Source organism: Streptomyces sp. NPDC096205 (assembly GCF_044763135.1).
GTDB lineage: Bacteria > Actinomycetota > Actinomycetes > Streptomycetales > Streptomycetaceae > Streptomyces.
Genome location: NZ_JBIWFS010000006.1, coordinates 65,857 through 90,658 on the forward strand (window position 1 = coordinate 65,857; position 24,802 = coordinate 90,658).

Below are 24,802 nucleotides of genomic sequence, written 5' to 3' on the forward strand. Positions count from 1 at the left end.
AGTCTTCGACCTCGACCGCGCTTGAGGTCAAGCGCGGGTGCGTAGGCTCGGGGCATGGCTGAGATCGGGCTGCGCGAGCGCAAGAGGCAGCGGATGTACCAAGAGGTGTCGGACATCGCGGTCGGGCTCTTCCTGGAGAAGGGGTTCGACGCGGTGTCGGTGGCCGAGGTGGCGGCCGCCGCGCAGATCTCCAAGCCGACGTTGTTCCGGTACTTCCCCGCCAAGGAGGACCTCGTCCTGCACCGGATCGCCGACCACGAAGGCGAGTCGGCCCGGATCGCCGCCGCGCACCCCGACGCCCCGGTGGCCGCCCTGCGCACCCACTTCCTCGATGGTCTGACCCGCTTCGACCCGGTGACCGGCCTGAACGACCACCCCCAGGTCCTCGCCTTCCACCGGCTCCTGTACGGCACTCCGTCCCTGGTCGCCCGCGCGTACGGCCACATGCAGCGCTCCGAGGCCGCGCTGGCGCGGGCCCTCGGTGACGACCTCGACGCCCGGCTGGCGGCCGGCCAGATCACCGCCGTACAGCGGGTGCTGGCGATGGAGAACTGGCGGCGGATCGCGGAGGGGGCGTCCGCGGCCGGGTTGCTGGAGCGGGCGGTGGGGGAGGCGGAGCGGGCGTTCGGGCGGCTGGAGCGGGGGTTGGTGCGAGACTCCGCGGGGCCTTTGAGCGAGACTCGGTAAAAAACTTAACCGAGTTACAGAATATGGGTACGCTGGACGGCATGACCTCAGCCGACCTCGCCCTCGACCACGCCCTGCTCACCGCACGCGCCCACCACGACGCCTGCCGCGCCGCCCTCGCCGCCATGGTCGAGGGCGCCGACGAACAGGTCGTCGTCGGCGAGGACGTCTCCGCGTCCGGCGCCGACGCCGAAGTCCTCGGCTACCGGCTGCGCAGCCAGGCCAAGGCGCTGCGCGAACTGCCCGAGGGGCCGCTGTTCTTCGGCCGGCTGGACTTCGAACCCGGCGAGGCGGCCGGCGACCACGCCGGGCAGCGCTACCACCTGGGGCGGCTGCGCATCAGCGAGGACCCGGCCGCCCCGCCGCTGGTCGTCGACTGGCGCGCCCCCGTCTCCCGCGCCTTCTACCAGGCGAGCGCCCGCGACCCGCAGGGCGTCGCCGTCCGCCGCCGCTTCGGCTGGGCGCCCGGCAGCCGCGGCGACAGCGCCGACCTGACCGGCCTGGAGGACGAGCACCTGACCGCGGGCGAGGACCGCACCAGCGACATCGTCGCCCGCGAGGTCGAACGCCCCCGCGTCGGCCCGATGCGCGACATCGCCGCCACCATCCAGCCCGAGCAGGACGATCTCGTACGGGCTCCCCTCACGGCCTCCGTGTGCGTGCAGGGCGCCCCCGGCACCGGCAAGACCGCGGTCGGCCTGCACCGTGCGGCCTACCTTCTCTACACGCACCCGCAGCGCATCCGCCGTGGCGGCCTGCTGATCCTCGGCCCGAACCGCACCTTCCTGTCCTACATCGCCGAGGTGCTGCCGTCCCTCGGCGAGAGCGGCGTCCGCCAGTCGACCTTGCTGGAGGAGATCGCCCGCCACCCGGCCACCGGCACCGACGAGCCGCGCGCCGCCGCCCTCAAGCACGATCCGCGGACGGCCGAGGTGCTGCGCCGGGCCCTGTACGCGCGCGTGGACCCCGACGCCGCCGGTTCCTTCGTCGTGCCCGACGGCAACCACCGCCGGCGCATCGACGCGGAGGAACTGCGCGCGATCGTCGCCGACGTGCGCGCCGAGGAGCCGCCGTACGACACCGGGCGCGAGCGGGTCACGGCCCGGCTGGTGCGCGGCATCCAGGCCCGTTCCGAGCAGCGCTTCGGCCCCCGCCCGGCCCGCTGGGTCCGCGCGGCGGAACGGGCCGTCGGGCCGCACCTCGACCAGGTGTGGCCCCGGGTCCGTCCGGAGGAGATCCTCGCCGCGCTGCTCACCGACGCGGACACCCTCGCCCGGGCGGCCGAGGGCCTCCTGGACGCGGACGAACAGAAGGCCCTGCTGTGGCCGAAGCCGCCCCGCTCCTGGAAGTCGGCCCGCTGGTCACCGGCCGACCTGGTCCTCCTCGACGAGCTGTCCGGGCTCCTCGAACACCCCGAGGGCTACGGCCATCTCGTGGTCGACGAGGCGCAGGACCTGTCCCCGATGGAGTGCCGGGCGATCGCCCGCCGGGCCCGCTTCGGCTCGCTGACCGTCCTCGGCGACCTGGCCCAGGGCACCACCGCCTGGGCCGCCCGCTCCTGGCCCGAGCAGCTGGCCCACCTGGGCAAGCCGGACGCCGCGATCGTCGCGCTGACCACCGGTTTCCGCGTGCCCGCGCAGATCGTGGACCTCGCCAACGGCCTGCTGGCCCGCCTCGACGTGGACGTCCCCCCGGCCCGCTCCTTCCGCTCCGACGGCCGCCTCCGGCTGCGCCCGGCCGGACCCGACCTGCCCGCGCGGGTGGTGGAGGCCGTGCGCGAGGCCCTCGCGTACGACGGCTCGGTCGGCGTCGTCGCGGCGGACGCGGACGTGCCCCGGCTGCGGACGGCCCTGACCGAGGCCGGCCTCGCGCCCGAGGGCCCCGAACGGCTCGCGGCCCGGCTGACCCTCGTGCCCGCGAGCCTGGCCAAGGGCCTGGAGTACGACCATGTCGTCGCGGTCGAGCCCGCCACGATCGCCGCGTCGGAGGACAGGGGCCTGCACCGGCTGTACGTGGTCCTCACGCGGGCGGTGTCGCGGCTGGACGTCGTACACGCCAGGCCGCTGCCCTTCTAGGCCTGTCTCAGGCCGCCTCCATGGCGGCCAGCAGCGGCAGCAAGTGCTCCTCCTCGTAGTCCAGATGGGCCTCCAGCGTGGCCGTCAGCCGCACGACGTGGCCGCGTGCGGTGGGTGTGTCGCCGCCGCCGACCACCTCCCGCAGCTCCGCCACCAGTTCGGCGATCCGCTCATGCTCCTCGCCGAGCCGCGCCAGGAGCGGCGCGGCCTGCGGATGGCGGGCCGCGACGCCCGGGAAGAGCATCAGATCCTCGCCGGTGTGGTGGTTGTGCAGACCGTGGCAGAAGGTGAGGCAGTTGGCCCGCAGCTGGACCCCCAGCACCGGGCCCGACCGGCTCATCTCCTTTCGGATCAGGGCGAGTTCGCGCCGGAAGCCGTCATGCGCGATCGTGATGGCCTCGCTCAGGGAGCCGGCGCTGCTCTTCGGCGGCCCGTCCACGGCGATCGGGTGCAGGGCGACCACCGGGATCACCCGCTCGGTCTTCGCCTGGTACTCGGCCCAGCCCGGGTCCGACTCGACGGCCCGCGCGAAGGCCCGGTCGCGCTCCTCGCCGGCCAGCGGCACGGCCTGCGCCGGGTAGGTGAACAGGCCTGTCTCCACGGTCACTTCGGGGTGCGCGAGGAGGTTGCGGTACCAGTCGGGGTGCTGGGGGGCACCCCCGGCGGAGGCGATGACCAGGACGCTCTCGCCCCCGTCGGGCAGATAGCCGACCGGTGTGGTGTGCGGCCGCCCGCTGCGGGCGCCCGTGGTGGTCAGCAGCAGGAGCCGGCCACCCTCGAAGGGGCCGCCGACGCGGCCGTGGTGGGCGCGGAACTCCTCGATGACACGCTGATTGAAATCGTTGGGCATGCTTCTTCTTTCTCTGTCGCTCGCTTCTCTTCCTGGGACGGGGAGGAGAGACAGAGACGGCGGACCCCTGGTCCGCCCCGGCCTCACTCAGAGGCCGGGCAACACCCAACTCGCTCGCGGCACAAGGCCGACCCGGCAGTCATGATCGCCACGCTAGCGGTGGACAGACCTGAGCGCCAAGGGATTTGGGCCCTCAGTCGCGCCGCCCCAGCAGCTCGACGACCCGCATGAACCCGTCCCCGCCGTGCCCGAGCCCGATCACCCGCCGGGCCAGGCCCTCGGTCGCCCGCATCACACTCGCGTCGATGCCGTGCGCCTCGGAGGCGTGCACGATGTGCGCCATGGTCGACACGGCCGAGGTGATCGGGTTGATGTGCCCCGAGTACGTCCCCTCCTCGACGTCCCCGGCGAACTCCTCGAACAGCGGCGGCAGGATCGTCGCGATGCCCTGCGCGAAGGGCGCCAGCTCCCGCGGGGAGACACCTTCCGCCTGCGCCATGGCGAGGGCGTGCGCGTACCCCGACATCGCGGTCCAGAAGACGTCCAGCAGGGCGAGGTCGTACGCCGCCGCCCGCCCGATCTCCTCGCCGACGTGCGTGTGCGTGCCGCCGAGCACGCCCAGCACGCTCCGGGCCTGCTCGTACAGCGCGGCCGGCCCGCTGTGCAGGAACACCGCCTCCGCCGTGCCGATGCTGGTCGCCGGGGTCATGATCGCCCCGTCGAGATAGCCGACCCCGTGCTCGGCGGCCCATGCGCCCAGGTCACGGGCGCGCGCCGCGGTGTCGGCGCTGAGGTTGACGACCGTACGCCCCTTCAGCGCGGCCGCGACCTCGTCCTGCCGCAGCACCGCGTCGGCGGCGTCGTAGTTCACCACGCAGACCACGGTCAGCGGGCTCGCCTCGACCGCCTCGCGGGCCGACCCCGCGCTCTTCGCGCCGCGGGCGACAAGCTCCCCGTCCCGCCCCGGCGTACGGTTCCATACGGTGGTCCGCACGCCGGCGTCCAGGAAGGCCCCGGCCAGCGCCCGCCCCATGGGGCCCAGGCCGATCACGGTGACCGCGGGCTGATCCTCGTAGAAGGACATGCTTCGACTCCTCTTCATTCCTTTGAAAAACCCTTGAAAACCCTTGAAAGCCTTTGGAAAACGGCACAATTGATCGAACGGACGAACAACTCACGAGAAACGGGGCGAGGATGACGCGCAGCCGGGCCCAGGATCCGAACGTCTGCGGCGTGACCGCCGCGATCGCCGTGATCGACGGCAAGTGGAAGACCGCGCTGCTGTGGCTGCTGGAGTCCGGCCCGCACCGCCCCGGCGAACTGCGCCGCAGGCTGCCGGGCCTCAGCGAGAAGGTGCTGACTCAGGCACTGCGCGAGATGGAGGAGGACGGTCTGGTGCACCGTGAGGTGTACGACGTCCTGCCGCTGAAGACGGTGTACTCGCTGACCGCCTTCGGCCGTGAACTCTCCGAGGCCCTCGCCCCCCTCTCGAACTGGGGCCACCGTCGCCTGGAGCGACTGGCGGCCGCGGCCTCCTGATCCCCTGCGACCAGCCTCGCGCAGGGTTCGGCGGGCGCCAAGTACCCACAAAAAAGTGGGTAGGAGGGCGCCCGGCAGGCCCGTTCGGCCCGGCACACTGGCCCCATGAACCCCGCTGATCCCGACCCCAAGGTCGCCCTCCGCTTCTACCTCCAGTCCGCCCGCGACGCGCTGCTGTGGAAGCTGGAGGGGCTCTCGGAGTACGACGCCCGCCGCCCCATGACGCCGACCGGCACCAACCTGCTGGGCCTGGTCAAGCATGTGGCCGGCGTCGAGCTGGGCTACCTCGGCGACACCTTCGGCCGGCCGCACGGCGAACCGCTGCCCTGGCTGGAGGATGCCGCCGAGGACAACGGCGACATGTGGGCGACGGCCGAGGAGTCCCGCGAGGACCTCGTGGCGCTGTACCGCCGTGCCTGGGCCCATGCCGACGCCACCATCGAGGCGCTCCCGCTGGACACGGTCGGCCGCGTCCCCTGGTGGCCGGACGGCAAGGACGAGGTCACCCTCCATCACGCCGTCACCCGCGTGATCGCCGACACCCACCGCCACGCCGGGCACGCCGACATCCTCCGCGAGCTGATCGACGGGGCCGTCGGCATGAACGAGACCAACACCAGCCTCCCGTCGAGCGACCCGGGGTGGTGGGAGCGGCATCGGGAGCGGCTGGAGGGGGAGGCGCGTAAGGCGGCGGAGGGGTGAGAGGTTGAGACTGAGCACGGTAGGTGTCGTCATCTTCCAGTCCCGACCTGGCCTTTCGCGAAGCTCTGAGTGCGACACCTGTCGCCGAATTCGCATCGTTCCTGACGTGATCCGCGCTCTTTGCAGGCAAGTTGTCGTCAACTTCGAAGATTGCTCCTCCCAGGGGAGCCGTGCGGCTTCCCTGGGAGCATGAGCGATACCCGGCGCCCCTTGTGGTCCCACCGCTGTAAGTGGACGGACCTGCTGGTCCCGGTCACGCTAGATGCGGGGCGGAGTGGCTTGGACATCTCCGATGGCTGGCCGGACCGGTGGACGGCGACGTGGAAGTACGCCGGGGACGAGATCACGGGCCCGGTCCGACACCTGGGGCAGGTGCCGGTGGCGAGCCGCGGGCCGATGCGGGGGTTCACCTGGCGGCGGGAGCCGCTCGGCAAGCGCCATCGCGCGCTTAACTGACGACACACTCCACCCGTGGCAGTGCCGCCTTATCGCGGGTCCGACACGGCTACAGCAGTCCGAAACGGCCTGTGCAGCCGCCCTGACACTGCTTAATCCGTCTCCCACGGCACCAGACACGTCCAGCATGATCGTGCTCTTGCAAGTTCAGCGACGGCTTATTGACTTGCTTGGCGTGAACGGTCCCGAGACCGTGAGGAGCGCCGGCGCAGCGGTCCCTGTCCCGCACTACTTCGCCGACCTGCGAGCCGTGATCGCCATGATCTTCCGGTCGTGGCCCGTCGCCCGTGAGTACGCCAGCACGCCCTGCCTGGCCGTCACTCTCGACGCGGAGCACGAATCCCGCGCCGCGCAGGCCGAACCCCTGCTCAACACCCCGGGCAAGAAGAAGACCTCCAAGCCCTACACCGCGCCCCCCACGGGTCGCCTTGCCACCGGCGCGGCACTCGATATCGCGACGAACCTGCTCGACGCACACGATCCCAGAGACGCCCGGAGCCGGTTGGCACCGCTCGTTCAACGGCTGAGGGAGGTGGACCTCGCACTGAGCACCTGGCTTTCGCCGCCCGGCTTGGATCTCGGTCTCGCTGAGGCAAGCGGTCATGGATCTTCCGATGGGCAGAAGGGGCACAGCATGATCGCTCAACTCGTGACGCACCACGTAGGGCTCATCGGCTGCGGCTTTCCCAGGTGCAGGACTTGACTATCCCCTGCCATGACCGGGAACCGGTCCTGGGATTCGAGAGTGGTAGAGCCACGTCGCCCGCATTTCCGCCTGGGCGGAGGGGGAGATCACGGCCGCGAATCTGTCATCGGATCCGGTTCGCGGGTGACGGTACTGGGTGTTGGTCGCCGGTGCCGGTCCAGTAGCCAAGGGACAGCCAGAGTTCGTAGTGCAGGAGCCATGCTGAGGTCCACGGCAAGATCGTGTCCGCGAGGAACATGTGGTCCTTCCACTCCCCGGGCAAATGCAGACATAGGTCACCGTCGGGGTAGACGTGCGGTAGCGCGGTGGCGTCCGGATGCAGTGCCAGGGGCGGGTCGGTGACGGTGACTCGCGGCCTGCGCCGGTGGCGGTAGGCGATCCGGACTGTGTAGTTCCTGCTCATGGGGGTCGGTTGAAGGGGGAGCGTGCAGAGAAGTTCACCGCCCCGCACGGCCCCTCGGGTGGCGGGGACGGCGACCTTGATCGCGGCCAGCTGGCGGCCGAGGTTAACCGCGCGCGCCGGGATGCTGGCCATAGTTGGTGTTCGGCTTCCTGCGGGGGCCTGTGGCGGTCTCGGAGAGCAGCCCGGTGGCGCTCATTCGCTGGGCGGCGGGTGCTTTCATGCGGGCGCCGTAGCTTGCGAAGGAGCGCATCACGGGGCCAGCCTCGAAGGACTTGATCAGCTGGGAGTAGACCACGTCGAGGCCCTTGGACTCTGTCAGTGCCAGGTTGTCCATGATCGTGGTGATCTCGCCGAACCAGGTGAGGAAGGCCTGACGCCGCTCAGGGTATTCGTTCCACTTGTCGGTGAAGTTCTCCTCCTTGTGGGCAGGGTTGGGAACCCACCATTGACCGTCGCGGTCCTCGATGAAGCGAGGCATGGCGGCGAGTACGTTGCGTACGGCGGTGAACAGGTCGTCCTCGCCGCGGTAGGCGCGGCTGGCGAGCGTGGTCAGGAGGATGGACGGCGGTCGGTTGTCGGTGTCCTCTGCGAAGAAGAGCATGCAGTGCCACTTGAGGATCTGTACGAGTCGCTGCAGGGTGCTGCGGATGTGGTGTTCGGGGACCTTCGCGACGCTGGCGACGAGCCGCTTCTCGAGGAGGGCGCGGGAGAGTTCCGAGCGGGCGCGAAACCAGTCCGCGTAGCCGAGGGGGTTGCTGTGCTGCCACTCGCGGAGCTTCTTGTCCGTCAGAAGGATGCCACTGGGCGGGTGTTCCTCATCGGGGATGGCGGGCAGGACGTCGAGGTGGAAGCCGGGGTACCCGAGGGTCCAGCAGCGGCGGCGGGCTTCGAGGCTTTCGGGGCCGTCGGTGTGGCCTTGGTGCTGCTTCCAGCGCCGGTAGGCCGCCAGTTGGTCACCGACTCGCTGCTTGAGTTCCTCTTTCGTCGTGCTGTCCCGCTGCAGAGGGAGTCGGCAGACGAGGTCGATGTCGTACTCGCCGGTCTCGGTGTTGGGACGTACCACGGTGCCGAGGAGGAAGGAGCCCTGGGAGTGGATCTCCCATCCGGGGCTGCCGTTCTCGGCGAGCCAGGTTCCGACTTCTCCGTACCGCTCGACGGCGATGTCGTGGAGGTCGGGGGCGATGTCGAGGACTTCCACGGCGCCGTCGAGCAGCATGGAAAGCATCTGTTCGGCGGAGTCGGTGTTGTCCTGCGTGCGGTGGTACGCGTTCACGTCATTCCTTACGAGCAGAGTGGAGGGGGACGAAAGCCGGCGCGAGGTGATCGCAGAAAGTGCGGTGGACGGCCGGGGAGACGTCACGGCTGACATGTCCGGCCCATCCCGAGAGGGTTGTGGTGTCCACGTCGTCCAGAGCGAGGGCGCCGGTGGGGACCGTCGGGTTGAGACGGAGCACGTCGTCTTTGCCGACGAAGTGGCGTACCTGCTTCGCGGCGCTCTCACTCTGCGCCCGCATGAGGACCTCAACCGCGTCGCGGGCCCAGGGCAGCAGACCGCCGCGGTCGAGGCGGCGGTGGCGATGGCGGACGTCGGTCGTGGTCCCGAGGCTGAACACCCGGATCGTATCGAGGGGCACGGACAGGGGGCCCACGGCCTCGGTCAGCGCGACCATGGCCGGGTTGTTCGCCCAGACGCCGCCGTCGACGAGCCGTGCTCCATCCAGAGGCATCCCGGGCAGGTAGGTCGGCGCGGCAGAGGTGGCCAACGCGACGTTGACGGCCTTCTCGCGCCAATCGCGCTTGAGGCCGGGCAGATGCGGAGTCCGGAAGAGGTAGACGTCGTCGGCGGCGACGTTGTAGGAGGTGATGACCAGGCGTTTGGTGCTCTCTCCGAAGGTTCGTTCGCCGAAGACTTCGGTGAGGGCCGCGCGCAGCGGCTCCGTGCTGTACTTCGCGCGCACCAGGTGCTTCAGGCCCCGCAGGCGGCTACGGTCCCGGAAGATGCGCGGCCCATGCTCGGTGTAGAACTCCAGGATCTGCTGCGGGGACAGCCCGAGGCCGAGGCCCAGCGCGATGATTCCGCCTGTCGAGGTGCCAGCGATCAGATCGAAGTGGTCGGCGATGCGGACACCGAGATCCTCTTCGAGGCGAGCTAGGACCGCAGCAGAGAACATGCCGCGGAAGCCACCGCCGTCGAGGGCGAGAATCTGGAAACGCTCCGTCACTTCAACCGCCCCCGCGCCATGGGTTCGAGGAAGCTCCGCCTGTCGCAGCCGGATCTCCACTATCGAGAGTACTTAATATCACGGCATGTGTTTCCGTGCAGGTTTCTACGCGCAAGCCGTAAGGTTTGTGTTGGCCACGCAACCTGGAGCGTGCGTGGCTTCCGTGTTCCGCCAAGATGTGGAGATCAAAGTCAGGCGGGCTAGGCAAGGGGAAAGATGAGCACGCAGGCGTTCGAGCGCTCTCGGCTGCGGACCGCCCGCGAACTGGCAGGGCTGAGCCAGACGCAGCTCGCCCGCGAGAGCGGGCTCACTCCTGCCGCGATCAGCCAGTTTGAGAGCGGCGCGGCACGACCCAGCCCGGATACGAGCACTGTCCTGGCCTCGGTCCTCAGGGTGCCCCAGGAGTTCTTCCACGAAGCGATGGTCGAAAGCCATGAGGGCTTCTTCCGGTCGTTGCGCCGGACCTCGGTGTCCGACCGCCGCCGTGCGCGGGCCATTGCTCACGTTGCTCACGACCTGGCCGTCCACGCCTCATCCGCGCAGAGGTTCTGCGCTGGCGACGTGCCTATGCTCCCCGTGACCGGACTACAGGCGGAACGGGTGGAGGTCGAAGAGACTGCGGCTCGGGTACGGAAGATGTGGGGACTGCCTTCAGGGCCGGTCTCCGACGTCGTTGGACTTCTTGAGACGCATGGTGTCGCGGTGATCCGTCTCCCCCTCGACAACACAGATGTTGACGCCTTCTCCCTGCCATTTCCCGACCATCCAGTCGTCGTCCTGGGTACCGATAAGGATGACCGAGCCCGGTCCCGCTTCGACAGCGCACACGAACTCGCCCATCTAGTGATGCACGGCGAGCAGATCTGGGGCGTAAAGGAGGTCGAGACCCAGGCCCACCAGTTCGCGGCGGCCTTCCTCATGCCCGCCGAAGACATCCAGGACCAATTGCCGACCACTGTCGACTGGCCGGCCCTCTTCGCGCTCAAACGGCAGTGGCAGGTGTCCCTGGCCGCTCTGCTCATGCGAGCCCGAACCCTGGGGTGCATGAGCGAGAACACCTACCTGACCGCCATTAAGGCAGCGTCTGCCCGGGGATGGCGCCGCGTCGAACCGGTCCCTCTCGGTCGGCCGGAGCAGCCGACGAGGCTCCTCGCCTACCTTGCCTCTGCTGACAGCGCCTCGGCGCGGGCCATCTTGCCGTCCCAGATCGTGGAAAGCCTCCAGACCGCGTCAGCGGCATGACCGCACCGGCTCGTACGCGCAAGATGTCGTACGCAGCCGCACTACGCCGTCTCCCACGTAAGGAGGCGTTGGAGCTTCGCGGGCTCGCGCGACGCCAGTTACTGCGCCTCGCCGCCGTCCGTGGGCGAGGTCTCCGGAGCCCGCTCCTTGTGGTTGAGGGCTTCGGCGATCAGCTCGCGGTACACCTTGACTAGCTCATGTGGTTGGTCGCGGACAACTCCAAGACGAACGGCTCGCTCCACAACCGCCTCGTCGTCCAGTGAGTCGAGCCAGATCCTGACCGTTTCCGCCTCAGGCCCTTCCGGGGATGGAGCGAGGACCTCGACGAGACCTGCAAGGGCGACGACAGCCGAGATCCTGTCCCGGGCACGCACAACAGCGGGTGTGCGGCCCGCCATTGTTAGTTCGGCGCGCAGGTCTGCGCGCCCGATCGCGATGTCGAGTTGCGGCGGCAGCGGGCTTACCTCGTAGCTTCCGGTGACAAGAATAGGGATGGCTATGGTGCGCACCCAGTGCTCAAGAAGCTCCAGCTCATGGGCTGCGATGACCCACACCCCGGTGTGAGGTCGCTGCACCGAAACGGTCGGCACCACGGAGAAGGGAATGCGGGCACCACGCGGGGCGCTGGCGAGTACATCGCCTTCACGTAGAGGTAGGCCGTCGCCCGGCTGGGGTCGCGGTTTGAGGGGAAGTGCAACCGTCAGGTCGCTGCGCGGATTATCCGGGTACACGGCCCCGAGCCGTGTCGCCGCGACAGCGGGGGTACGGTGCTTGGCTAGGTTGGTGTGGACGGCTAGGAGTCGCAGCGGATGCTCGTCTGAGTCCCGGCGCTGGAACGGCTGCAGCCGCTCGATGCGCTGCGCGAGGGGTGTGCCGACATGAAGCGGCGGAAGCCGGCGCCGCCGACCGTCTCGGAACCACTTGGCGAGCGCCCCGGCGTCCGTGGTGGCGGGCATCTCGGTACCCCGCGCCTCCTCGTTCGTCAAGGGGCGCCCGAGATTGGCCTCGACCTCCGCATAGAGAGTGTGCTCCAACGCAGCGCGCAACTGGGTGAGAGCGTCAGCCATGAGCCGGGGTACCGCTTCCGGGAGAGGCGCAAGTGCCTTGACCACAACCTCCACCCGGTCGCCGGTGACCACCTCGGCGAACGTGATCGGTCCTCGTTCGGTGTAATCATGAGTGAGCCGCAGCGCCCGGTCGATCGTGTGATCCACATGGGCGAGCGTCGCGACCACGTGAAGCTGGTGGTCCGGCAGCCAGGAGTAGTCCACTTCGCCTCGCCTCATGGGCACAACCCTGGCGACGGTTTCTCAAGCCCCACGGGCAGCTGACGGCGAGCGCGCTGCAGACGCAACGCAGTGCTACTTAGCCGTGAGCTGAGAAAGGTACAGGGGCGCAAGAACCCGGATACGAGCCTCTGGGATATCTCCGGCAAGAGCTTGTACCGCCAGGTCAGTACCGGGGGTGTTGGCACCGCCGAATAGTTTGTATAGGCGTTCCAGCCCGTCGGCAGCGATGCCGCCGACACGGGAATCCATCCGTAGTGCCTCAAGAGCACGTGCCACTTCGTCAGCAGGAACAACGGCCATGATGCGGTAGACGTCTCCAGCGTCCTTGTTCGAGAGGCGGTCGGTCCGCCCCTTGGTCTCTGCTTCGGTGACGCGCTCGTCGAGCTTGTATGCCTTGGCAATCAGCAGGGCTGCGGGGCCAGCGACGTAGGCCTCGATGCGCCGGGTGTCTCCAGGCGTGAGGCTGCTGAGGGTCATTAGCGAGCGATCCACGGCAGCCAGTTCGAGCCCTGGGACCTTCTTGGTGGCCCAGGAATCATGTGGCGGCAGCTCAGTGCGCCGTCGGCTGTTCGGCTGGGGCGCGAGCTGGTGGGGAACCAGGAGGTCGACCTCAACGGGCACGGTGACGCCACCAACTTGCTCAGGGCGCTCCCATAGGCCGGACTGGTTGTCACGGAGCGAGAATCCGGCCTGTTGCATCGCCTGTTCCAACAAGGGGTCAGGGCCCAGACGGTCGGGGTCGATGCTGATGTCACCGTCGGAGGTGTATGCAGCGCTGCGGATAGCCGCCTCTTGAGTGCGCAGGTACACAGCCTGGGCACCGACGACGGTCAGTGCGTCACGGTGATCCTTCAGCGCAGTTAGCGCGTCGAGGAGCACGTTGCGTGCGGCCTGGTTCAGCTCGTCTTCATTCACGCCTGCTGGTGCTCGCGACATCCCGCCCCCTTGATCGTGGACGCGATCCTAGAACAGGCTTGAGTCTGCCGCTCCGGGAAACGCATCAATCATCCTGGTGTCGCAGACGCGAGATATCCGGGATACGCCAGGCGCTCTCCTCCGCTGCCATGAACTCCAGGACCTTCTCTCCTTCAGCTGGCAGGCGGCCGGGGCCGGACAGGCAGTCGAGAACGAGCTGGCTGAGGCCAACTTGACGGTAACGGTCATACCGTCGGGGGCGCTGTACCACGCTGAGATCCGATGGCTGGAGGAAGAGCACATCGGCAGATTCTGGAACGGGCATCACCCTGAGCTCGTGCGCAACGTCAGAAAAGTGGAGAGGGTCTTGCGTGACGTAGAGCATGAGTTGGCCGCCAACCGCTACTGGCGCGACCGGGCGGGCCGCATAAGAGCCGGTGACCAGCACTTCGCCGCCCGCGACTAGGCCATTCAGCTTGACGAGACGATCGAGTACGGCTTGTACACCGTTGGGGGCCAGCATGCCCTGCGGGCTCGTCTGCTTCATCAGGTCGAGATGGCTGGCGCGGGTACGTAGCAGCTGCTGCCACTCCACCCTGACGATGACCTTGCCGTCACGCTCAATTAGCAGCTGGTCCTCAAGGGTGTCCAGAAGCCTGGAGACGTACGGAAGGCTCAGGTCGGAGCGTTTTGCCAGCTCAGTCGCCCGGTATGGGGGCGATACATCGGTCAGGATGCGCACCAGACGACCAGCCCGAGGCCCCGTCAGAAGCGGCTTGCTGCTCGGTGCTCTGTGGCGAGCGGGCGCTCGGTCGGCACCTTGCGTCTGGATGATGATCGCTGGCCGCGGCACCCTCAAGGAAATATTGCCCGTGAGGTCTACGTATCCGATCTCCCGCCGTCGCAGTTCCTCTTGCGTTCTCGGGCTGATCCACGGAGAGAAGATCACGAGGCGTGTGTAGGCGTTCACCCGCCTCACCAGCAGTGCTGTCGAGCTGATGTAGCCAGCGACGTCTCTGGGCGTGACGCTCCCACGGACGTCTACGAGCAATTCGGTGAACATGCTGTCGTTCTTCGAGGTGATGCGGACGACAGCGTCCCACCCGAGGTCTGCCGTCGGTGCAGGCATGAACTGCTCGGACTGATGCTCTGGCTGCAAGGACACCTCCCACTCCTCGCCCAGGAGGTCCTGCAGAGCCGTCAGCGCGCGGCCAAGCACATCGTGGGCTTCGGCAGGAGTAGCAGCTTCGTCCATGTACTCGATCGTGCCATGGCAAGCTTCCTAGGCCAAGCAAACTTGCCAACCTCTCCACCTTTCCGAGAGTCGGAAAGTTGGCAAAATCGGCAAGTTTTTTAAATCTGGCAACTTGCTTGGCTGTGAAAACCAACGGTCTTCGGCAACTCGGTCCCGGTGGAACCCCGAGCGGGACCTGCCCGGCCTGCGGTTCCGCAGTGCTGCTGGGCAGGTAGTGGCGGTGTGCCTCCGGTGCGGAAGAGCCTTGCTGGCGCGGGCTGCACTCTGACTTACGGCCCCCTCGGTGTGGCGTTGGCTGCGTCCTTGCCAGGAGTCGCCTCCTCGGGTGATGTGGCGGGAGGCTCACGACAGGTGTGCTGCTCATGCGACACCTGTCGTGCTCAGGCTCAGAGGTCCGTTCGCGCGGCGCGAGTAACTCTTGCTAGCGGCTTGCTTGCAATTGTTAGCGGGTTGGGTGCACAGTGGAGCCATGGCATCGCTCAATGTCGGCAATCTCGGTGAGTACCTGCGCGAGCAGCGGCGCAACGCGCAGCTGTCGCTGCGGCAGCTCGCCGAGGCGGCCGGGGTGTCGAATCCGTATCTGAGCCAGATCGAGCGCGGGCTGCGCAAGCCGAGCGCGGAGGTGCTCCAGCAGGTCGCCAAGGCGCTGCGGATCTCCGCGGAGACGCTGTACGTGCGCGCCGGGATTCTGGACGCGGAGCGGGAGCGGGACGAGGTGGAGACGCGCGCCGTCATCCTCGCCGACCCCACGCTCAGCGAGCGGCAGAAGCAGGTGCTGCTCCAGATCTACGAGTCGTTCCGCAAGGAGAACGGCACCGAGGCCGTCCAGCCGGACGGCGACTCCGCCGACGCCCTGGGCGGCGCCGACGGAGATCCGCGGCAGTCGGCCGGTTGACCGGACCAGGGGACCGGCCGCCGTACCGCGGACCCACCGAACCCTCAGCCGAACGCGAATCCGGGAGGACCCTCACCATGGCCATCACCGACGACCTGCGCAAGACCCTCAGCGACCCGACCCCGCTCTACTTCGCCGCCGGCACCGCCGACCTCGCCCTGCAGCAGGCGAAGAAGGTCCCGGGCCTGGTCGAGCAGCTGCGCGCCGAGGCCCCGGCCCGCATCGAGGCGGTGCGCAACACCGACCCGAAGGTCGTCCAGGAGCGTGCCGCCAGCCGGGCCAAGGAGGCCCAGGAGACCCTTCAGACGAAGGTCACCGAGTTCTTCGGCGCCCTCGACGGCGACCTGAAGAAGCTCGGCGAGTCCGCCCAGGACCTCGCGCTGCGCGGGGTGGGCGTGGCCGCGGAGTATGCCGTCCGCGCCCGGGAGACCTACGAGAAGGTCGCCGAGCACGGTGAGCAGGCCGTGAAGACCTGGCGCGGCGAGGCCGCCGAGCAGATCGAGGACCTGGCCGTGGCCGTCGAGCCGAGCGCGGAGCCGAGCGCGGAGCCGAGCGCGGAGCCGGTCCCGGTCAAGGACGAGCCCGAGGCCGCCGGCAGCGAGCCCGCCGAGGCCAAGGGCGCCGCGCCGGCGAAGAAGACCCCCGCCAAGAAGGCGCCGGCCCGTAAGCCGGCCGCGAAGAAGGCGACGCCGCCCGCCGAGTGACTCAGGGCGTCGAAGAGCGGGCCGGGCACTTCCCGAGTGCTCGGCCCGTTGTTCGGGTAGCGGGGCCGGGCTTGCGGGTACGGTGACCGGGTAGGACGAGCCGAACCGGATGGTGGACATCATGCTGATGGAGGGATTCGCGGGGTTCATGGCCCTGCTGAGCCTGGCCTTCACCCTTTTCAGCGCCTTCGCGCTGGTGGACGCCGCCGTGCGGCGTGAGGACGCCTATCGCGCCGCCGACAAGCAGACCAAGCCGTTCTGGCTGGTCATCCTCGGCCTGGCCTTCGTGGTGAGCCTGATCTTCGGCATCCTGTCGTTCCTGCCGATCATCGGCCTCATCGCCACGATCGTCTACATGGTCGACGTCCGCCCGGCGCTCCGCCAGATCTCGGGGCCGCGGCGGCGCGGGGGCAGCAGCAGCGACGGGCCCTACGGGCCGTGGAACGGCGGTCGCTGAGCGCTTCCGCTTCGGGAGCCCGCGGGTGGGCTGAGCCCGTCGACAGCCGCTCAGCCGCGGGCATGCGTGCCGCCTGGGGCGGCACGGGTGGGCTGGGGGTCCCCCTCTGGGGGAGGCACCTCGTAGCGCCGAGGTGCGCGAACGCCCCTCGCCCCGCCGCGCACGCTTCCGCTGCTCAGCTCGGCCGGAGGCTACGGCACCCGGTCCAGCAACAGCACGGCCACGTCATCCGTGAGGTCGCCCCCGTTCAGCTCGCGCACCTCGTGCACGGCCGCCCGCAGCAGCTCCTCCCCGCGCAGGCCCTCGGCCAGCTGCCGGCTGACCATCTCGACCATGCCGTCCTGTCCCAGCCGCTCCTTGCCCTCACCGACGTGGCCCTCGATCAGCCCGTCGGTGTAGAGCATCAGGCTCCACTCGGCGCCCAGCTCCACCTGCATCCGAGGCCACCGGGCCCCGGGCAGCAGTCCCAGCGCGGGCCCGTTGTTGTCGTACGGCAGCAGCCGCGGGGCCCGTCCGGGACGGGCGATCAGCGGGGCCGGATGCCCGGCCAGGCACAGCCCGGCCCGGCGGCCGTCCGGGGCGATGTCCACCGTGCACAGGGTCGCGAAGATCTCGTCGTCGGACCGCTCGTGCTCCAGCACCTGCTGCAACGTGCTCAGCAGCTGGTCCCCGCACAGCCCCGCCAGGGTCAGCGCGCGCCAGGCGATGCGCAGCTCCACACCGAGCGCGGCCTCGTCCGGGCCGTGCCCGCAGACGTCGCCGATCATGGCGTGCACGGTGCCGTCCGGCGTACGGACGACGTCGTAGAAGTCGCCGCCCAGCAGGGCACGCGAGCGGCCGGGCCGATAGCGCGCGGCGAAGCGCAGCGGGGAGCCCTCCAGCAGCGGCGTGGGCAGCAGCCCGCGCTCCAGGCGGCGGTTCTCCTGCGCGCGCAGGCGGCCCTCGGCGAGCCGCCGCTCGGCCGTGTCGGAACGTTTCCGTTCCACGGCGTAGCGGATCGCCCGGCTCAGCAGCCGGCCGTCCAGCTCGTCCCGGAAGAGATAGTCCTGGGCGCCGACGCGCACGGCATGGGCACCGCGCTCGGCGTCGCCGGAGGCGGTGAGCGCGAGCACGGCGTGCCGGGGCGCGATCTCCAGCACGTGCTTGAGCACGGCGAGCTCGTCGTCGTCCGGCTCGCCCGCGCGGCCGGGCGCGGTGAGCGCCAGGTCGAGCAGGATGCACTGGACGTCGTCGGTGAGCAGCCGCTCGGCCTCGGTGAGGTTGCGGGCGGTGCGGACGCGGATGGGCTGGCCGGCGGAGTCGAGCAGATCGGGCACGATGGCGGACCCGCCCGGGTCGTCCTCGATCAGCAGCAGCGTGAGGGGGGCGGTGGTGTCCTCCTTGATGAGGCCTGCGGTGGACGCGGCCGGCGCCTGACCACTCTCCACGGCCGGGATCGCTCTCTGCCGCGGTACGGGTACGGGCATTGTCCTGTGTTCCTTCCCTCCCCCCGAGGGCATGGCGGGGCGAGGGACCTCGACCCACCGACCGGGACCATAGCGGGTGACGCCGCCGCAGCGGAATGGTCCACGCCACTCCGCCCGGTGCCAGGTCACTGTCATATGCCGCGTTCCGTACCGCAGTTGGGCGAGGTGACCGGGGTTCGGGGATGACGAACGTCACGTCCTGGCGGAGTTTGGGAGCGACTTGCCGTGCCGCAGGTCACGTGGTCGCGGTCACGGTTACGGTCACGCGGGCTCAACTCGGGCGGTGGCCCGCGTCACGAGGTCCCCGTCACAAGGCATGACCCCGCACCCCATAGCCGTACAAGACCTCACGCATCCGGCCGTACCACCCCGAGTATCGGCATCGAGCCCGCGCCCGCGACCGTCACCGTGCGCCCCGGGCGCGGGGCGTGGACGATCAGGCCGTCGCCGATGTACATCGCGACATGGCTGGCGTCGTCGAAGTAGATGATCAGGTCGCCGGGCCGCATGTCCTCGACGTCGACATGGGGCAACTGGGCCCATTGCTGCTGCGAGGTGCGCGGGATGGCGCGGCCGGCGCTCGCCCAGGCCTGGGAGGTCAGGCCGGAGCAGTCGAAGGAGTCGGGGCCCTCGGCGCCCCAGATGTAGGGCTTGCCCTGCTGTGCGGCGGCGAACCGGACCGCCTTTTTGCCCTGTTCGCTGGCTCCGGCGGTGCTGCCGTCGAGGACGCCGGTGTCGAGCCAGGCGGTCTGGGCCTGCTGCGCGGCCTCCCGCTCCAGGCGGGCCAGCCGCTCCTTCTCCTCCTTCTCCAGCTGCTTCTGGAGCGCCTCGGCCTCGGTGATCCGCTTCTTGATCTTCTGCCGGGCGGCGGCCTTGGCCTTGCGGTTGGCCTCCAGCTTCTTCCACTGTGCGGAGGCGTCCTTGGCGTACTGCTCCAAGTCCTGCTGGGTGCGGGTCACTTCCGCGAGCAGGTTCTTGGTGGCGCGCTCGCCCTGGCGGATGCGGCCGGTGCCGTCGAGGAACTCGCTCGGGTCGTCGCTGAGGGCGAGCTGGGCCTCGGGCGGCAGTCCGCCGGTGCGGTACTGGGCGGCGGCCGCGGCGCCCATGCGGTCCTTGAGCTCCGCGAGCCGCTCGCGGCCCGCCACGATCTTCTTGGCCAGCGCGACCAGTTGCGCGGACTGCTGCTCGGCCTTCTCCTCGGCGGCGTTGTAGGCGTCGGTGGCGACGGCCGCGTCGTGGTAGAGCTCGTCCAGCCGCTGCTGCACGGCCTGAAGCTCCTTGTTGGTGGCGGGAGTCGGCCTGGTCGCGGTGGCGGACGGCGTGGGCTCGGGCGTGGCCGGTGCGGCGAACGCCGTGCCCGGTGCCGCCAGCACGGTGACCGCGCAGACGACGGTCAGAGCCGCCGTGATCAGGCCGCGCTTGCCCGTTGCCATACCTCTTCCCCCAAACTGATTAACCGTCAGTAACTTACGGCGCCTGGGGGATAGTGCCATGTCGCCGCCCAGAACGACAGAGGTCGTACCCGGACGGGGCATGAATGGTCTTCCCCCCACGGCCGTACGGCCATGTCGTGCTCCCCGCCTGTGTGACGAACGGCTCGCCGAGATCGTTCCCCCAGGTCACCCACATGGGCGAAGGTCATCTGCCGGGGGCCAACGCGTCCCAGCGCACGGTCACTTCGCCCTGCCGCCAGCGCACCGGCCCGTCCGTCACCGGCCAGTCGGCGGTCAGGTCCCGCACCGTGCGCATCCAGCGCTGGCGGGCACCATAGGAGGCGTACGGCGCGGCGGCCGCCCAGGCGCGGTCGAAGTCGCGCAGGAAGGCGTGCACCGGCTCGCCGGGGACGTTGCGGTGGATCAGCGCCTTCGGCAGCCGCTCGGCGAGGTCGGAGGGCCGCTCCAGGGAGCCCAGCCGGGTGGCGAAGGTGACCGTGCGCGGCCCCTCCGGGCCGAGCGCGACCCAGACGTGCCGGCGCCCGATCTCGTCGCAGGTGCCCTCCACCAGCAGTCCGCCGCGCGAGGGCCCGGCGGCCGGGGCGAGCCGGGCGCACAGCCGCTCCCAGACGGCGGCGACCTGCTCCTCGTCGTACTGGCGCAGCACGTTGGCGGCGCGGATCAGCAGCGGCCGCTGAGGGAGCGGGATCTCGAAGCCGCCGTGCCGGAAGGTCAGGCCCTCCCGCTCGTAGGGCCGGGCGGCCTGCACGCGCGCGGGGTCGATCTCGATGCCGACCACGCGCGCGTGGGGCGCGACCGTGCGCAGCCGGCCGAGCAGCTCGACGGCGGTCCAGGGGGCGGCGCCGTAGCCGAGGTCGACCGCCACGGGGTCGGGGGCGCGGCGCAGTTCGGGGCCGTGGGCCGCCGCGATCCAGCGGTCCATGCGGCGCAGCCGGTTCGGGTTCGTCGTCCCGCGCGTGACCGTGCCGATGGGGCGGGCGGCGCGGGATGTCATACGTATGAGGGTATGCGGCCCGCAGTGCCCCGACTCCCACGGATATCGAACGGTTGAGCGACAGGCTGTAATGATTCGGCAAAGAAGCCAGGGGAAGAAGACGGAAGGAAATGGAACCAAGGCGTCCGTGGTTGCACCCCCTTGGAGGGCACGGCAGGTCCTCCGTCCGGCATGCCCGCAGCAAGGAGGAACGCCACGTGAGCCACTACGTCGGCCGGCTCGGGCGTCGCTCTCCGGCGGCCCCCTCGCGGCTCAGGCTCGGGCACCGCCGCCCCCGGCGCGTCGCCATGCTCTCCGTGCACACCTCCCCCCTGCACCAGCCGGGCACCGGCGACGCGGGCGGCATGAACGTCTACATCGTGGAGCTGGCCCAGCGGCTCGCCGCGATCAACATCGAGGTCGAGATCTTCACCCGGGCCACCACCGCGGCCCTGCCGCCCACGGTCGAGATCGTCCCCGGCGTGACCGTCCGGCACGTCGACGCCGGCCCCTACGAGGGCCTGGCCAAGGAGGACCTCCCCGCCCAGCTGTGCGCCTTCACGCACGGCGTGATGCAGGCCTGGGCCGGCCACCGCCCCGGCCACTACGACCTCGTCCACTCGCACTACTGGCTCTCCGGCCACGTCGGCTGGCTCGCCGCCCAGCGCTGGGGCGTGCCCCTGGTGCACGCCATGCACACCATGGCCAAGGTCAAGAACGCCAACCTCGCCGACGGTGACACCCCGGAGCCCGCCGCGCGGGTCATCGGCGAGACACAGATCGTCGCCGCGGCGGACCGGCTCATCGCCAACACGTCCGAGGAGGCCGACGAGCTCGTACGGCACTACGCCGCCGAACCCGGGAAGGTCGCCGTCGTCCACCCGGGCGTCAACCTCGAGCGCTTCCGCCCCGCCGACGGCCGAGCCGCCGCGCGGGCCCGTCTGGACCTGCCGCAGGACGCCCTGATCCCCCTCTTCGCGGGCCGCATCCAGCCCCTGAAGGCCCCGGACGTGCTGCTGCGCGCGGTGGCGGTGCTGCTGGACGAGCGCCCGGAGCTCCGCTCGCGCATGGTGGTCCCGATCGTGGGCGGCCCCAGCGGCAGCGGCCTGGCCAAGCCGGAGGGCCTGCAGAAGCTGGCCGCACGCCTGGGCATCGCCGACGTCGTACGTTTCCGCCCGCCGGTCGGCCAGGACCAGCTCGCGGACTGGTTCCGCGCGGCATCGGTGCTGGTCATGCCGTCGTACAGCGAATCCTTCGGCCTGGTTGCCATAGAGGCGCAGGCGGCCGGCACGCCCGTCCTCGCGGCCTCGGTCGGCGGCCTGCCGGTGGCCGTCCGCGACGGACGCACCGGCTTCCTCGTCCAGGGCCACGATCCGGCGGCCTACGCGCGCGTGCTGAGCGATTTCGCCGACACCCCGCACCTGTCGGCGAGCATGGGCGAGGCCGCCGCCCGGCACGCCCGCTCCTTCGGCTGGGACACCTCGGCCGCCGCGACCGCCGAGGTCTACACCGCCGCCCTGCACGCCCATCGCCGTCGCGTACGCTCCCACCATGGGTGAGTCACAGCAGGCCGCACGAACCATCGAGGGCGCCCTGAAGGACGCCGAACTGGAGTGGGAGTCCCCGGAGTCCGGCCACTACGTCGTCAAACTCCCCGGCACCCGCAAGCTGTCGACCACCGTCTCCCTGAAGGTCGGCCGCCACTCGCTGTCGCTGAACGCCTTCGTCATCCGCCACCCCGACGAGAACGAACCCGCCGTCCACCGCTGGCTCCTGGAACGCAACCTCAAGCTCTACGGCGTCAGCTACGCGGTCGACCCGCTGGGCGACATCTACGTGACGGGCAAGCTACCCCTGGCCGCCATCACCCCGGACGAGATCGACCGCCTCCTCGGCCAGGTCCTCGAAGCAGCCGACGGCAGCTTCAACACCCTCCTGGAACTGGGCTTCGCCACCGCGATCCGCCGCGAGTACGAGTGGCGGACCTCGCGGGGCGAGTCGACCCGCAACCTGGACGCGTTCGCGCATCTGCTGCGACGGCCTACTGCCTGAAGGCCGCGGCCGGCGGGTCGCTGCGCTCCGGTCACTCATCTGGATCTCCCGGGCTGTGCAGGTGACGCGACCGGCATGACGCTGGAGAGAGCCGACGCCCCACGGCTGCCCACCCTCCAGGAGCGTGCGTATGGCCCGGAACCGTCGTCTGATCCTGAGCTCGCCGTCCGAGGTCTGGAGCCTGCTGTCCGACGGCCACCGCTACGGGGAGTGGGTGACAGGGACCCAGCAGGTCCTCGCCGTGGACCCGCACTGGCCGGACGTCGGCGCCCGACTGCGCGTCCGCGTCGGCGCCGGCCCCCTCACCCTCGACGACACCTGCGTCGTCCGCATCTCCGAACCACACCAACGCCTGCAACTGGAAGCGAAGGCAGACCCCTTCGGCGCCGCCCGCATCGCCATGAAGCTGACTCCCTGGGGCGACCACACGCTCTTCACCCTCGACTGGCACCCCCTCCGCGGCCCCGGCACCCGCATGCACGGCCTCCCCGTCGACTACGTCGTCGCCATCCGCAACGGCATGATGCTGACGAAGCTGGCCCGCATCGCGGTCAGCGAGCATGCCGGGAGCGTCTGAGACGCCTCATACAGAACTGCGATGCCGAACCGGGGGAGGACCTGTGGCAGAACTGCCGGAGCGGGTGGATCGCGACATTCTTGAGGGGCGCGCCATCCTCGCGGTGAAGACGATTCGTGAGGCACAAGGATGCTCGCTCCGCGAAGCGGTCGACCTTTACCATCAGCGCTACGGAGAGCTTCGTCCTGAGCCGGAGTCATCCCAGGAAGCTCCCCGGCCCCGCGTGCTGCGGTTCGAGCGGGACGGGTCTCTGGTCGTGCTCGAGGGACTGCAAGACGGTCAGAACCCGAAGGAATGAGGGGCCGGACGGCCACCCGGACCGCTACGCGCCGGGGGCCCGGTACTGGACTTGCCCGGCTTTGCGCAGGGCATCCATGGTTTCGTCGATGCTCAGGAGAACGGTCGTCTCAAACGAGCTGAGCGCGCCGCCTCCGCTGATCGCCAGGGCGACCGCGGCCATGGAGACGTTGTCGGGGGCCTCCCACAAGTTGTAGCCGTCGCGGCTGCCGAACGCGTACCAGAAGCCGTGCAGCTTGCCGCCGACGGACTCGATGTACGACTGAGCGGCCTTTGCACGGTCCTCGGGATGGCCGATGAGTCTCGCCCAGGTCTCCGGCGTGTAGCTGAACCTCGATAGATAGAGCGGCATCATGTCTCCCTTTCGTCCCAGCAAGGGATGCCCCCGCAGGATGAGACACGCCCCCGAGGCCGCGCGCATCTCCCCCGAATGGCCGGGATGATGACCGGCATGGCCACTGCGTGAGCGACTCCGCCCGCATCGGAACTACAGCATCGAAGCCTTCAGCTCGGGCATCCCCGTGGTCAGTCCCCGCAGACTGCCCGGAGACAGCGAAAAGCCCCCTCCCCGCGGAGGAACCGCAGGCAGGGGGCCTTCCGAAACCGTGGGGCTTACTTCTTCTTGCCCTGGTTCTTGACCGCCTCGATCGCCGCAGCAGCAGCCTCGGGGTCGAGGTACGTGCCGCCCGGGACGACCGGCTTGAAGTCGGCGTCGAGTTCGTAGGCGAGGGGGATGCCCGTGGGGATGTTCAGGCCCGCGATGTCGGCGTCGGAGATGCCGTCGAGGTGCTTGACCAGGGCGCGCAGGGAGTTGCCGTGGGCGGCGACCAGGACGGTGCGGCCGGCCAGGAGGTCGGGGACGATGCCGTCGTACCAGTAGGGGAGCATCCGGATGACGACATCCTTGAGGCACTCCGTGCGCGGGCGCAGCTCCGGCGGGATCGTCGCGTAGCGCGCGTCGCCGGACTGCGAGAACTCCGAGCCGTCCTCGAGCGGCGGCGGCGGGGTGTCGTACGAGCGGCGCCACAGCATGAACTGCTCCTCGCCGAACTCGGCGAGGGTCTGGGCCTTGTCCTTGCCCTGCAGGGCGCCGTAGTGGCGCTCGTTCAGGCGCCAGGAGCGGTGGACCGGGATCCAGTGGCGGTCAGCCGCTTCGAGGGCGAGCTGCGCGGTGCGGATCGCTCGCTTCTGGAGCGAGGTGTGCACCACGTCAGGGAGCAGGCCGGCGTCCTTGAGCAGCTCACCGCCGCGGACCGCCTCCTTCTCGCCCTTCTCGTTGAGGTTGACGTCCACCCATCCGGTGAACAGGTTCTTCGCGTTCCACTCGCTCTCGCCGTGGCGGAGGAGGATCAGCTTGTACGGTGCGTCGGCCATGGCCTTTAGCCTACCTAAGCGCTCTGGGGGCCGAGGGTGTGTGCTCACTGTGTGGAATGGTGTGGGGTTCGCCCCATCGGGGCGGGGGGAGGGCGATCTGACAGCCGACCGCCCGGCCCTCTAAATTAAGGTGAACTCTTCCACAACCTAAAGCCACGTCCACCTGTCTGCCCCAGCGCAGGTGTAGCGGTTCAGATGAGGAGCACAGAACG

The 24,802-nt window shown here is 69.7% G+C and carries 27 protein-coding genes; 14 read left to right on the forward strand and 13 right to left on the reverse strand.

All coding sequences use genetic code 11. The annotated features are described in order from the left end of the window. Window positions 1–54: 54 nt before the first annotated feature. Window positions 55–687 carry a TetR family transcriptional regulator gene (locus ACIQ6Y_RS22480; RefSeq protein WP_404041679.1) on the forward strand — a complete coding sequence of 211 codons (633 nt, stop codon included), beginning with the start codon at window positions 55–57 and terminating at the stop codon, window positions 685–687. Between the two features lie 41 nt (window positions 688–728). Continuing rightward, the gene (locus ACIQ6Y_RS22485) at window positions 729–2,762 is read left to right on the forward strand and encodes a HelD family protein (RefSeq protein ID WP_404041681.1); all 2,034 of its coding nucleotides are present in this window, start codon (window positions 729–731) and stop codon (window positions 2,760–2,762) included. Between the two features lie 7 nt (window positions 2,763–2,769). On the opposite strand, the gene ACIQ6Y_RS22490 is transcribed toward ACIQ6Y_RS22485, so the two are convergent. Continuing rightward, a complete protein-coding gene (locus tag ACIQ6Y_RS22490; protein WP_404041683.1) occupies window positions 2,770–3,612 on the reverse strand; it encodes a nitroreductase/quinone reductase family protein in 843 nt (280 codons plus the stop codon). 193 nt (window positions 3,613–3,805) lie between these two features. Continuing rightward, window positions 3,806–4,696, reverse strand: coding sequence for an NAD(P)-dependent oxidoreductase (locus ACIQ6Y_RS22495; RefSeq protein ID WP_404041684.1), 891 nt, complete (start codon window positions 4,694–4,696; stop codon window positions 3,806–3,808). 110 nt (window positions 4,697–4,806) lie between these two features. Here ACIQ6Y_RS22495 and ACIQ6Y_RS22500 point away from each other — a divergent pair, with 110 nt between their 5' ends. The 4 genes from ACIQ6Y_RS22500 to ACIQ6Y_RS22515 all read left to right on the forward strand — a co-directional run bounded on the left by ACIQ6Y_RS22500 (window position 4,807) and on the right by ACIQ6Y_RS22515 (window position 7,012). Further along, window positions 4,807–5,151 carry a winged helix-turn-helix transcriptional regulator gene (locus ACIQ6Y_RS22500; RefSeq protein WP_404041686.1) on the forward strand — a complete coding sequence of 115 codons (345 nt, stop codon included), beginning with the start codon at window positions 4,807–4,809 and terminating at the stop codon, window positions 5,149–5,151. A 105-nt stretch (window positions 5,152–5,256) separates the two neighbouring features. Continuing rightward, a complete protein-coding gene (locus ACIQ6Y_RS22505; RefSeq protein ID WP_404041688.1) occupies window positions 5,257–5,853 on the forward strand; it encodes a DinB family protein in 597 nt (198 codons plus the stop codon). Window positions 5,854–6,132: 279 nt separating this feature from the next. Next, on the forward strand, window positions 6,133–6,309 hold the full coding sequence (locus ACIQ6Y_RS22510) for a hypothetical protein (protein ID WP_404041690.1): 177 nt from the start codon (window positions 6,133–6,135) through the stop codon (window positions 6,307–6,309). A 127-nt stretch (window positions 6,310–6,436) separates the two neighbouring features. Further along, complete coding sequence (locus tag ACIQ6Y_RS22515) at window positions 6,437–7,012, forward strand: hypothetical protein (protein ID WP_404041692.1); 576 nt, start codon at window positions 6,437–6,439, stop codon at window positions 7,010–7,012. A gap of 106 nt (window positions 7,013–7,118) precedes the next feature. On the opposite strand, the gene ACIQ6Y_RS22520 is transcribed toward ACIQ6Y_RS22515, so the two are convergent. Genes ACIQ6Y_RS22520 through ACIQ6Y_RS22530 form a run of 3 tightly spaced genes read right to left on the reverse strand, consistent with a single transcriptional unit; the run spans window position 7,119 to window position 9,700 of the window. Further along, entirely contained in the window at window positions 7,119–7,550 is a 432-nt protein-coding gene (locus ACIQ6Y_RS22520; RefSeq protein ID WP_404041693.1) for a hypothetical protein, read from the reverse strand. Continuing rightward, window positions 7,522–8,691: a cyclic GMP-AMP synthase DncV-like nucleotidyltransferase gene (locus ACIQ6Y_RS22525; protein WP_404041695.1), complete on the reverse strand. Its 1,170-nt coding sequence runs from the start codon at window positions 8,689–8,691 to the stop codon at window positions 7,522–7,524. Before ACIQ6Y_RS22525 ends, ACIQ6Y_RS22520 begins: the two co-directional genes overlap by 29 nt. Before the next feature lies 1 nt (window position 8,692). Further along, window positions 8,693–9,700 (reverse strand): CBASS cGAMP-activated phospholipase, encoded by a 1,008-nt coding sequence (locus ACIQ6Y_RS22530; RefSeq protein WP_404041697.1) that lies wholly within the window; start codon window positions 9,698–9,700, stop codon window positions 8,693–8,695. Window positions 9,701–9,856: 156 nt separating this feature from the next. On the opposite strand from ACIQ6Y_RS22530, the gene ACIQ6Y_RS22535 reads away from it, so the two are divergent. Then, window positions 9,857–10,882, forward strand: a complete 1,026-nt coding sequence (locus ACIQ6Y_RS22535) for an XRE family transcriptional regulator (protein ID WP_404041699.1) — start codon at window positions 9,857–9,859, stop codon at window positions 10,880–10,882. A 98-nt stretch (window positions 10,883–10,980) separates the two neighbouring features. Here the strand turns inward: ACIQ6Y_RS22535 and ACIQ6Y_RS22540 are convergent, their stop codons facing one another. From ACIQ6Y_RS22540 to ACIQ6Y_RS22550, 3 genes are all read right to left on the reverse strand, one after another. Continuing rightward, on the reverse strand, window positions 10,981–12,153 hold the full coding sequence (locus ACIQ6Y_RS22540; protein ID WP_404041700.1) for a hypothetical protein: 1,173 nt from the start codon (window positions 12,151–12,153) through the stop codon (window positions 10,981–10,983). Between the two features lie 90 nt (window positions 12,154–12,243). Next, on the reverse strand, window positions 12,244–13,086 hold the full coding sequence (locus ACIQ6Y_RS22545) for a hypothetical protein (RefSeq protein WP_404041702.1): 843 nt from the start codon (window positions 13,084–13,086) through the stop codon (window positions 12,244–12,246). A gap of 85 nt (window positions 13,087–13,171) precedes the next feature. Further along, window positions 13,172–14,341: a helix-turn-helix domain-containing protein gene (locus ACIQ6Y_RS22550; RefSeq protein WP_404041704.1), complete on the reverse strand. Its 1,170-nt coding sequence runs from the start codon at window positions 14,339–14,341 to the stop codon at window positions 13,172–13,174. A gap of 469 nt (window positions 14,342–14,810) precedes the next feature. Between ACIQ6Y_RS22550 and ACIQ6Y_RS22555 the strand changes: the two genes are divergently transcribed. The 3 genes from ACIQ6Y_RS22555 (at window position 14,811) to ACIQ6Y_RS22565 (ending at window position 16,397) form a co-directional block, all read left to right on the forward strand. Beyond that, a complete protein-coding gene (locus ACIQ6Y_RS22555) occupies window positions 14,811–15,236 on the forward strand; it encodes a helix-turn-helix domain-containing protein (protein WP_404041706.1) in 426 nt (141 codons plus the stop codon). Between the two features lie 77 nt (window positions 15,237–15,313). Continuing rightward, on the forward strand, window positions 15,314–15,940 hold the full coding sequence (locus ACIQ6Y_RS22560; protein WP_404041708.1) for a hypothetical protein: 627 nt from the start codon (window positions 15,314–15,316) through the stop codon (window positions 15,938–15,940). 121 nt (window positions 15,941–16,061) lie between these two features. Then, a complete protein-coding gene (locus ACIQ6Y_RS22565) occupies window positions 16,062–16,397 on the forward strand; it encodes a DUF2516 family protein (protein WP_404041710.1) in 336 nt (111 codons plus the stop codon). 191 nt (window positions 16,398–16,588) lie between these two features. On the opposite strand, the gene ACIQ6Y_RS22570 is transcribed toward ACIQ6Y_RS22565, so the two are convergent. The 3 genes from ACIQ6Y_RS22570 to ACIQ6Y_RS22580 form a co-directional block, all read right to left on the reverse strand. Then, window positions 16,589–17,863: a PP2C family protein-serine/threonine phosphatase gene (locus ACIQ6Y_RS22570; protein WP_404041712.1), complete on the reverse strand. Its 1,275-nt coding sequence runs from the start codon at window positions 17,861–17,863 to the stop codon at window positions 16,589–16,591. Window positions 17,864–18,210: 347 nt separating this feature from the next. Continuing rightward, complete coding sequence (locus ACIQ6Y_RS22575) at window positions 18,211–19,296, reverse strand: NlpC/P60 family protein (RefSeq protein WP_404041714.1); 1,086 nt, start codon at window positions 19,294–19,296, stop codon at window positions 18,211–18,213. Between the two features lie 205 nt (window positions 19,297–19,501). Next, the gene (locus ACIQ6Y_RS22580) at window positions 19,502–20,311 is read right to left on the reverse strand and encodes a class I SAM-dependent methyltransferase (RefSeq protein ID WP_404041716.1); all 810 of its coding nucleotides are present in this window, start codon (window positions 20,309–20,311) and stop codon (window positions 19,502–19,504) included. Between the two features lie 197 nt (window positions 20,312–20,508). Between ACIQ6Y_RS22580 and mshA the strand changes: the two genes are divergently transcribed. The 4 genes from mshA (at window position 20,509) to ACIQ6Y_RS22600 (ending at window position 23,217) form a co-directional block, all read left to right on the forward strand. Next, on the forward strand, window positions 20,509–21,849 hold the full coding sequence (mshA, locus tag ACIQ6Y_RS22585; RefSeq protein WP_404041718.1) for a D-inositol-3-phosphate glycosyltransferase: 1,341 nt from the start codon (window positions 20,509–20,511) through the stop codon (window positions 21,847–21,849). Beyond that, window positions 21,842–22,342: a YbjN domain-containing protein gene (locus ACIQ6Y_RS22590; RefSeq protein WP_404041720.1), complete on the forward strand. Its 501-nt coding sequence runs from the start codon at window positions 21,842–21,844 to the stop codon at window positions 22,340–22,342. Before mshA ends, ACIQ6Y_RS22590 begins: the two co-directional genes overlap by 8 nt. A 130-nt stretch (window positions 22,343–22,472) precedes the next feature. Continuing rightward, window positions 22,473–22,919 (forward strand): SRPBCC family protein, encoded by a 447-nt coding sequence (locus tag ACIQ6Y_RS22595; protein ID WP_404041722.1) that lies wholly within the window; start codon window positions 22,473–22,475, stop codon window positions 22,917–22,919. 43 nt (window positions 22,920–22,962) lie between these two features. Continuing rightward, the gene (locus ACIQ6Y_RS22600; RefSeq protein WP_404041723.1) at window positions 22,963–23,217 is read left to right on the forward strand and encodes a hypothetical protein; all 255 of its coding nucleotides are present in this window, start codon (window positions 22,963–22,965) and stop codon (window positions 23,215–23,217) included. 24 nt (window positions 23,218–23,241) lie between these two features. Here the strand turns inward: ACIQ6Y_RS22600 and ACIQ6Y_RS22605 are convergent, their stop codons facing one another. Beyond that, the gene (locus tag ACIQ6Y_RS22605; RefSeq protein WP_404041725.1) at window positions 23,242–23,568 is read right to left on the reverse strand and encodes a GYD domain-containing protein; all 327 of its coding nucleotides are present in this window, start codon (window positions 23,566–23,568) and stop codon (window positions 23,242–23,244) included. Window positions 23,569–23,828: 260 nt separating this feature from the next. Then, complete coding sequence (locus ACIQ6Y_RS22610; protein WP_404041726.1) at window positions 23,829–24,590, reverse strand: phosphoglyceromutase; 762 nt, start codon at window positions 24,588–24,590, stop codon at window positions 23,829–23,831. Window positions 24,591–24,802: the final 212 nt, after the last annotated feature.

Coding starts and splice junctions, on each gene's coding strand:
- ACIQ6Y_RS22480 (WP_404041679.1), top strand. CDS start 55: ATGGCTGAGATCGGGCTGCGCGAGCGCAAGAGGCAGCGGATGTACCAA.
- ACIQ6Y_RS22485 (WP_404041681.1), top strand. CDS start 729: ATGACCTCAGCCGACCTCGCCCTCGACCACGCCCTGCTCACCGCACGC.
- ACIQ6Y_RS22490 (WP_404041683.1), bottom strand. CDS start 3,612: ATGCCCAACGATTTCAATCAGCGTGTCATCGAGGAGTTCCGCGCCCAC.
- ACIQ6Y_RS22495 (WP_404041684.1), bottom strand. CDS start 4,696: ATGTCCTTCTACGAGGATCAGCCCGCGGTCACCGTGATCGGCCTGGGC.
- ACIQ6Y_RS22500 (WP_404041686.1), top strand. CDS start 4,807: ATGACGCGCAGCCGGGCCCAGGATCCGAACGTCTGCGGCGTGACCGCC.
- ACIQ6Y_RS22505 (WP_404041688.1), top strand. CDS start 5,257: ATGAACCCCGCTGATCCCGACCCCAAGGTCGCCCTCCGCTTCTACCTC.
- ACIQ6Y_RS22515 (WP_404041692.1), top strand. CDS start 6,437: ATGATCGTGCTCTTGCAAGTTCAGCGACGGCTTATTGACTTGCTTGGC.
- ACIQ6Y_RS22520 (WP_404041693.1), bottom strand. CDS start 7,550: ATGGCCAGCATCCCGGCGCGCGCGGTTAACCTCGGCCGCCAGCTGGCC.
- ACIQ6Y_RS22535 (WP_404041699.1), top strand. CDS start 9,857: ATGAGCACGCAGGCGTTCGAGCGCTCTCGGCTGCGGACCGCCCGCGAA.
- ACIQ6Y_RS22550 (WP_404041704.1), bottom strand. CDS start 14,341: ATGGACGAAGCTGCTACTCCTGCCGAAGCCCACGATGTGCTTGGCCGC.
- ACIQ6Y_RS22555 (WP_404041706.1), top strand. CDS start 14,811: ATGGCATCGCTCAATGTCGGCAATCTCGGTGAGTACCTGCGCGAGCAG.
- ACIQ6Y_RS22560 (WP_404041708.1), top strand. CDS start 15,314: ATGGCCATCACCGACGACCTGCGCAAGACCCTCAGCGACCCGACCCCG.
- ACIQ6Y_RS22565 (WP_404041710.1), top strand. CDS start 16,062: ATGCTGATGGAGGGATTCGCGGGGTTCATGGCCCTGCTGAGCCTGGCC.
- ACIQ6Y_RS22570 (WP_404041712.1), bottom strand. CDS start 17,863: ATGCCCGTACCCGTACCGCGGCAGAGAGCGATCCCGGCCGTGGAGAGT.
- ACIQ6Y_RS22575 (WP_404041714.1), bottom strand. CDS start 19,296: ATGGCAACGGGCAAGCGCGGCCTGATCACGGCGGCTCTGACCGTCGTC.
- ACIQ6Y_RS22580 (WP_404041716.1), bottom strand. CDS start 20,311: ATGACATCCCGCGCCGCCCGCCCCATCGGCACGGTCACGCGCGGGACG.
- ACIQ6Y_RS22590 (WP_404041720.1), top strand. CDS start 21,842: ATGGGTGAGTCACAGCAGGCCGCACGAACCATCGAGGGCGCCCTGAAG.
- ACIQ6Y_RS22595 (WP_404041722.1), top strand. CDS start 22,473: ATGGCCCGGAACCGTCGTCTGATCCTGAGCTCGCCGTCCGAGGTCTGG.
- ACIQ6Y_RS22605 (WP_404041725.1), bottom strand. CDS start 23,568: ATGCCGCTCTATCTATCGAGGTTCAGCTACACGCCGGAGACCTGGGCG.
- ACIQ6Y_RS22610 (WP_404041726.1), bottom strand. CDS start 24,590: ATGGCCGACGCACCGTACAAGCTGATCCTCCTCCGCCACGGCGAGAGC.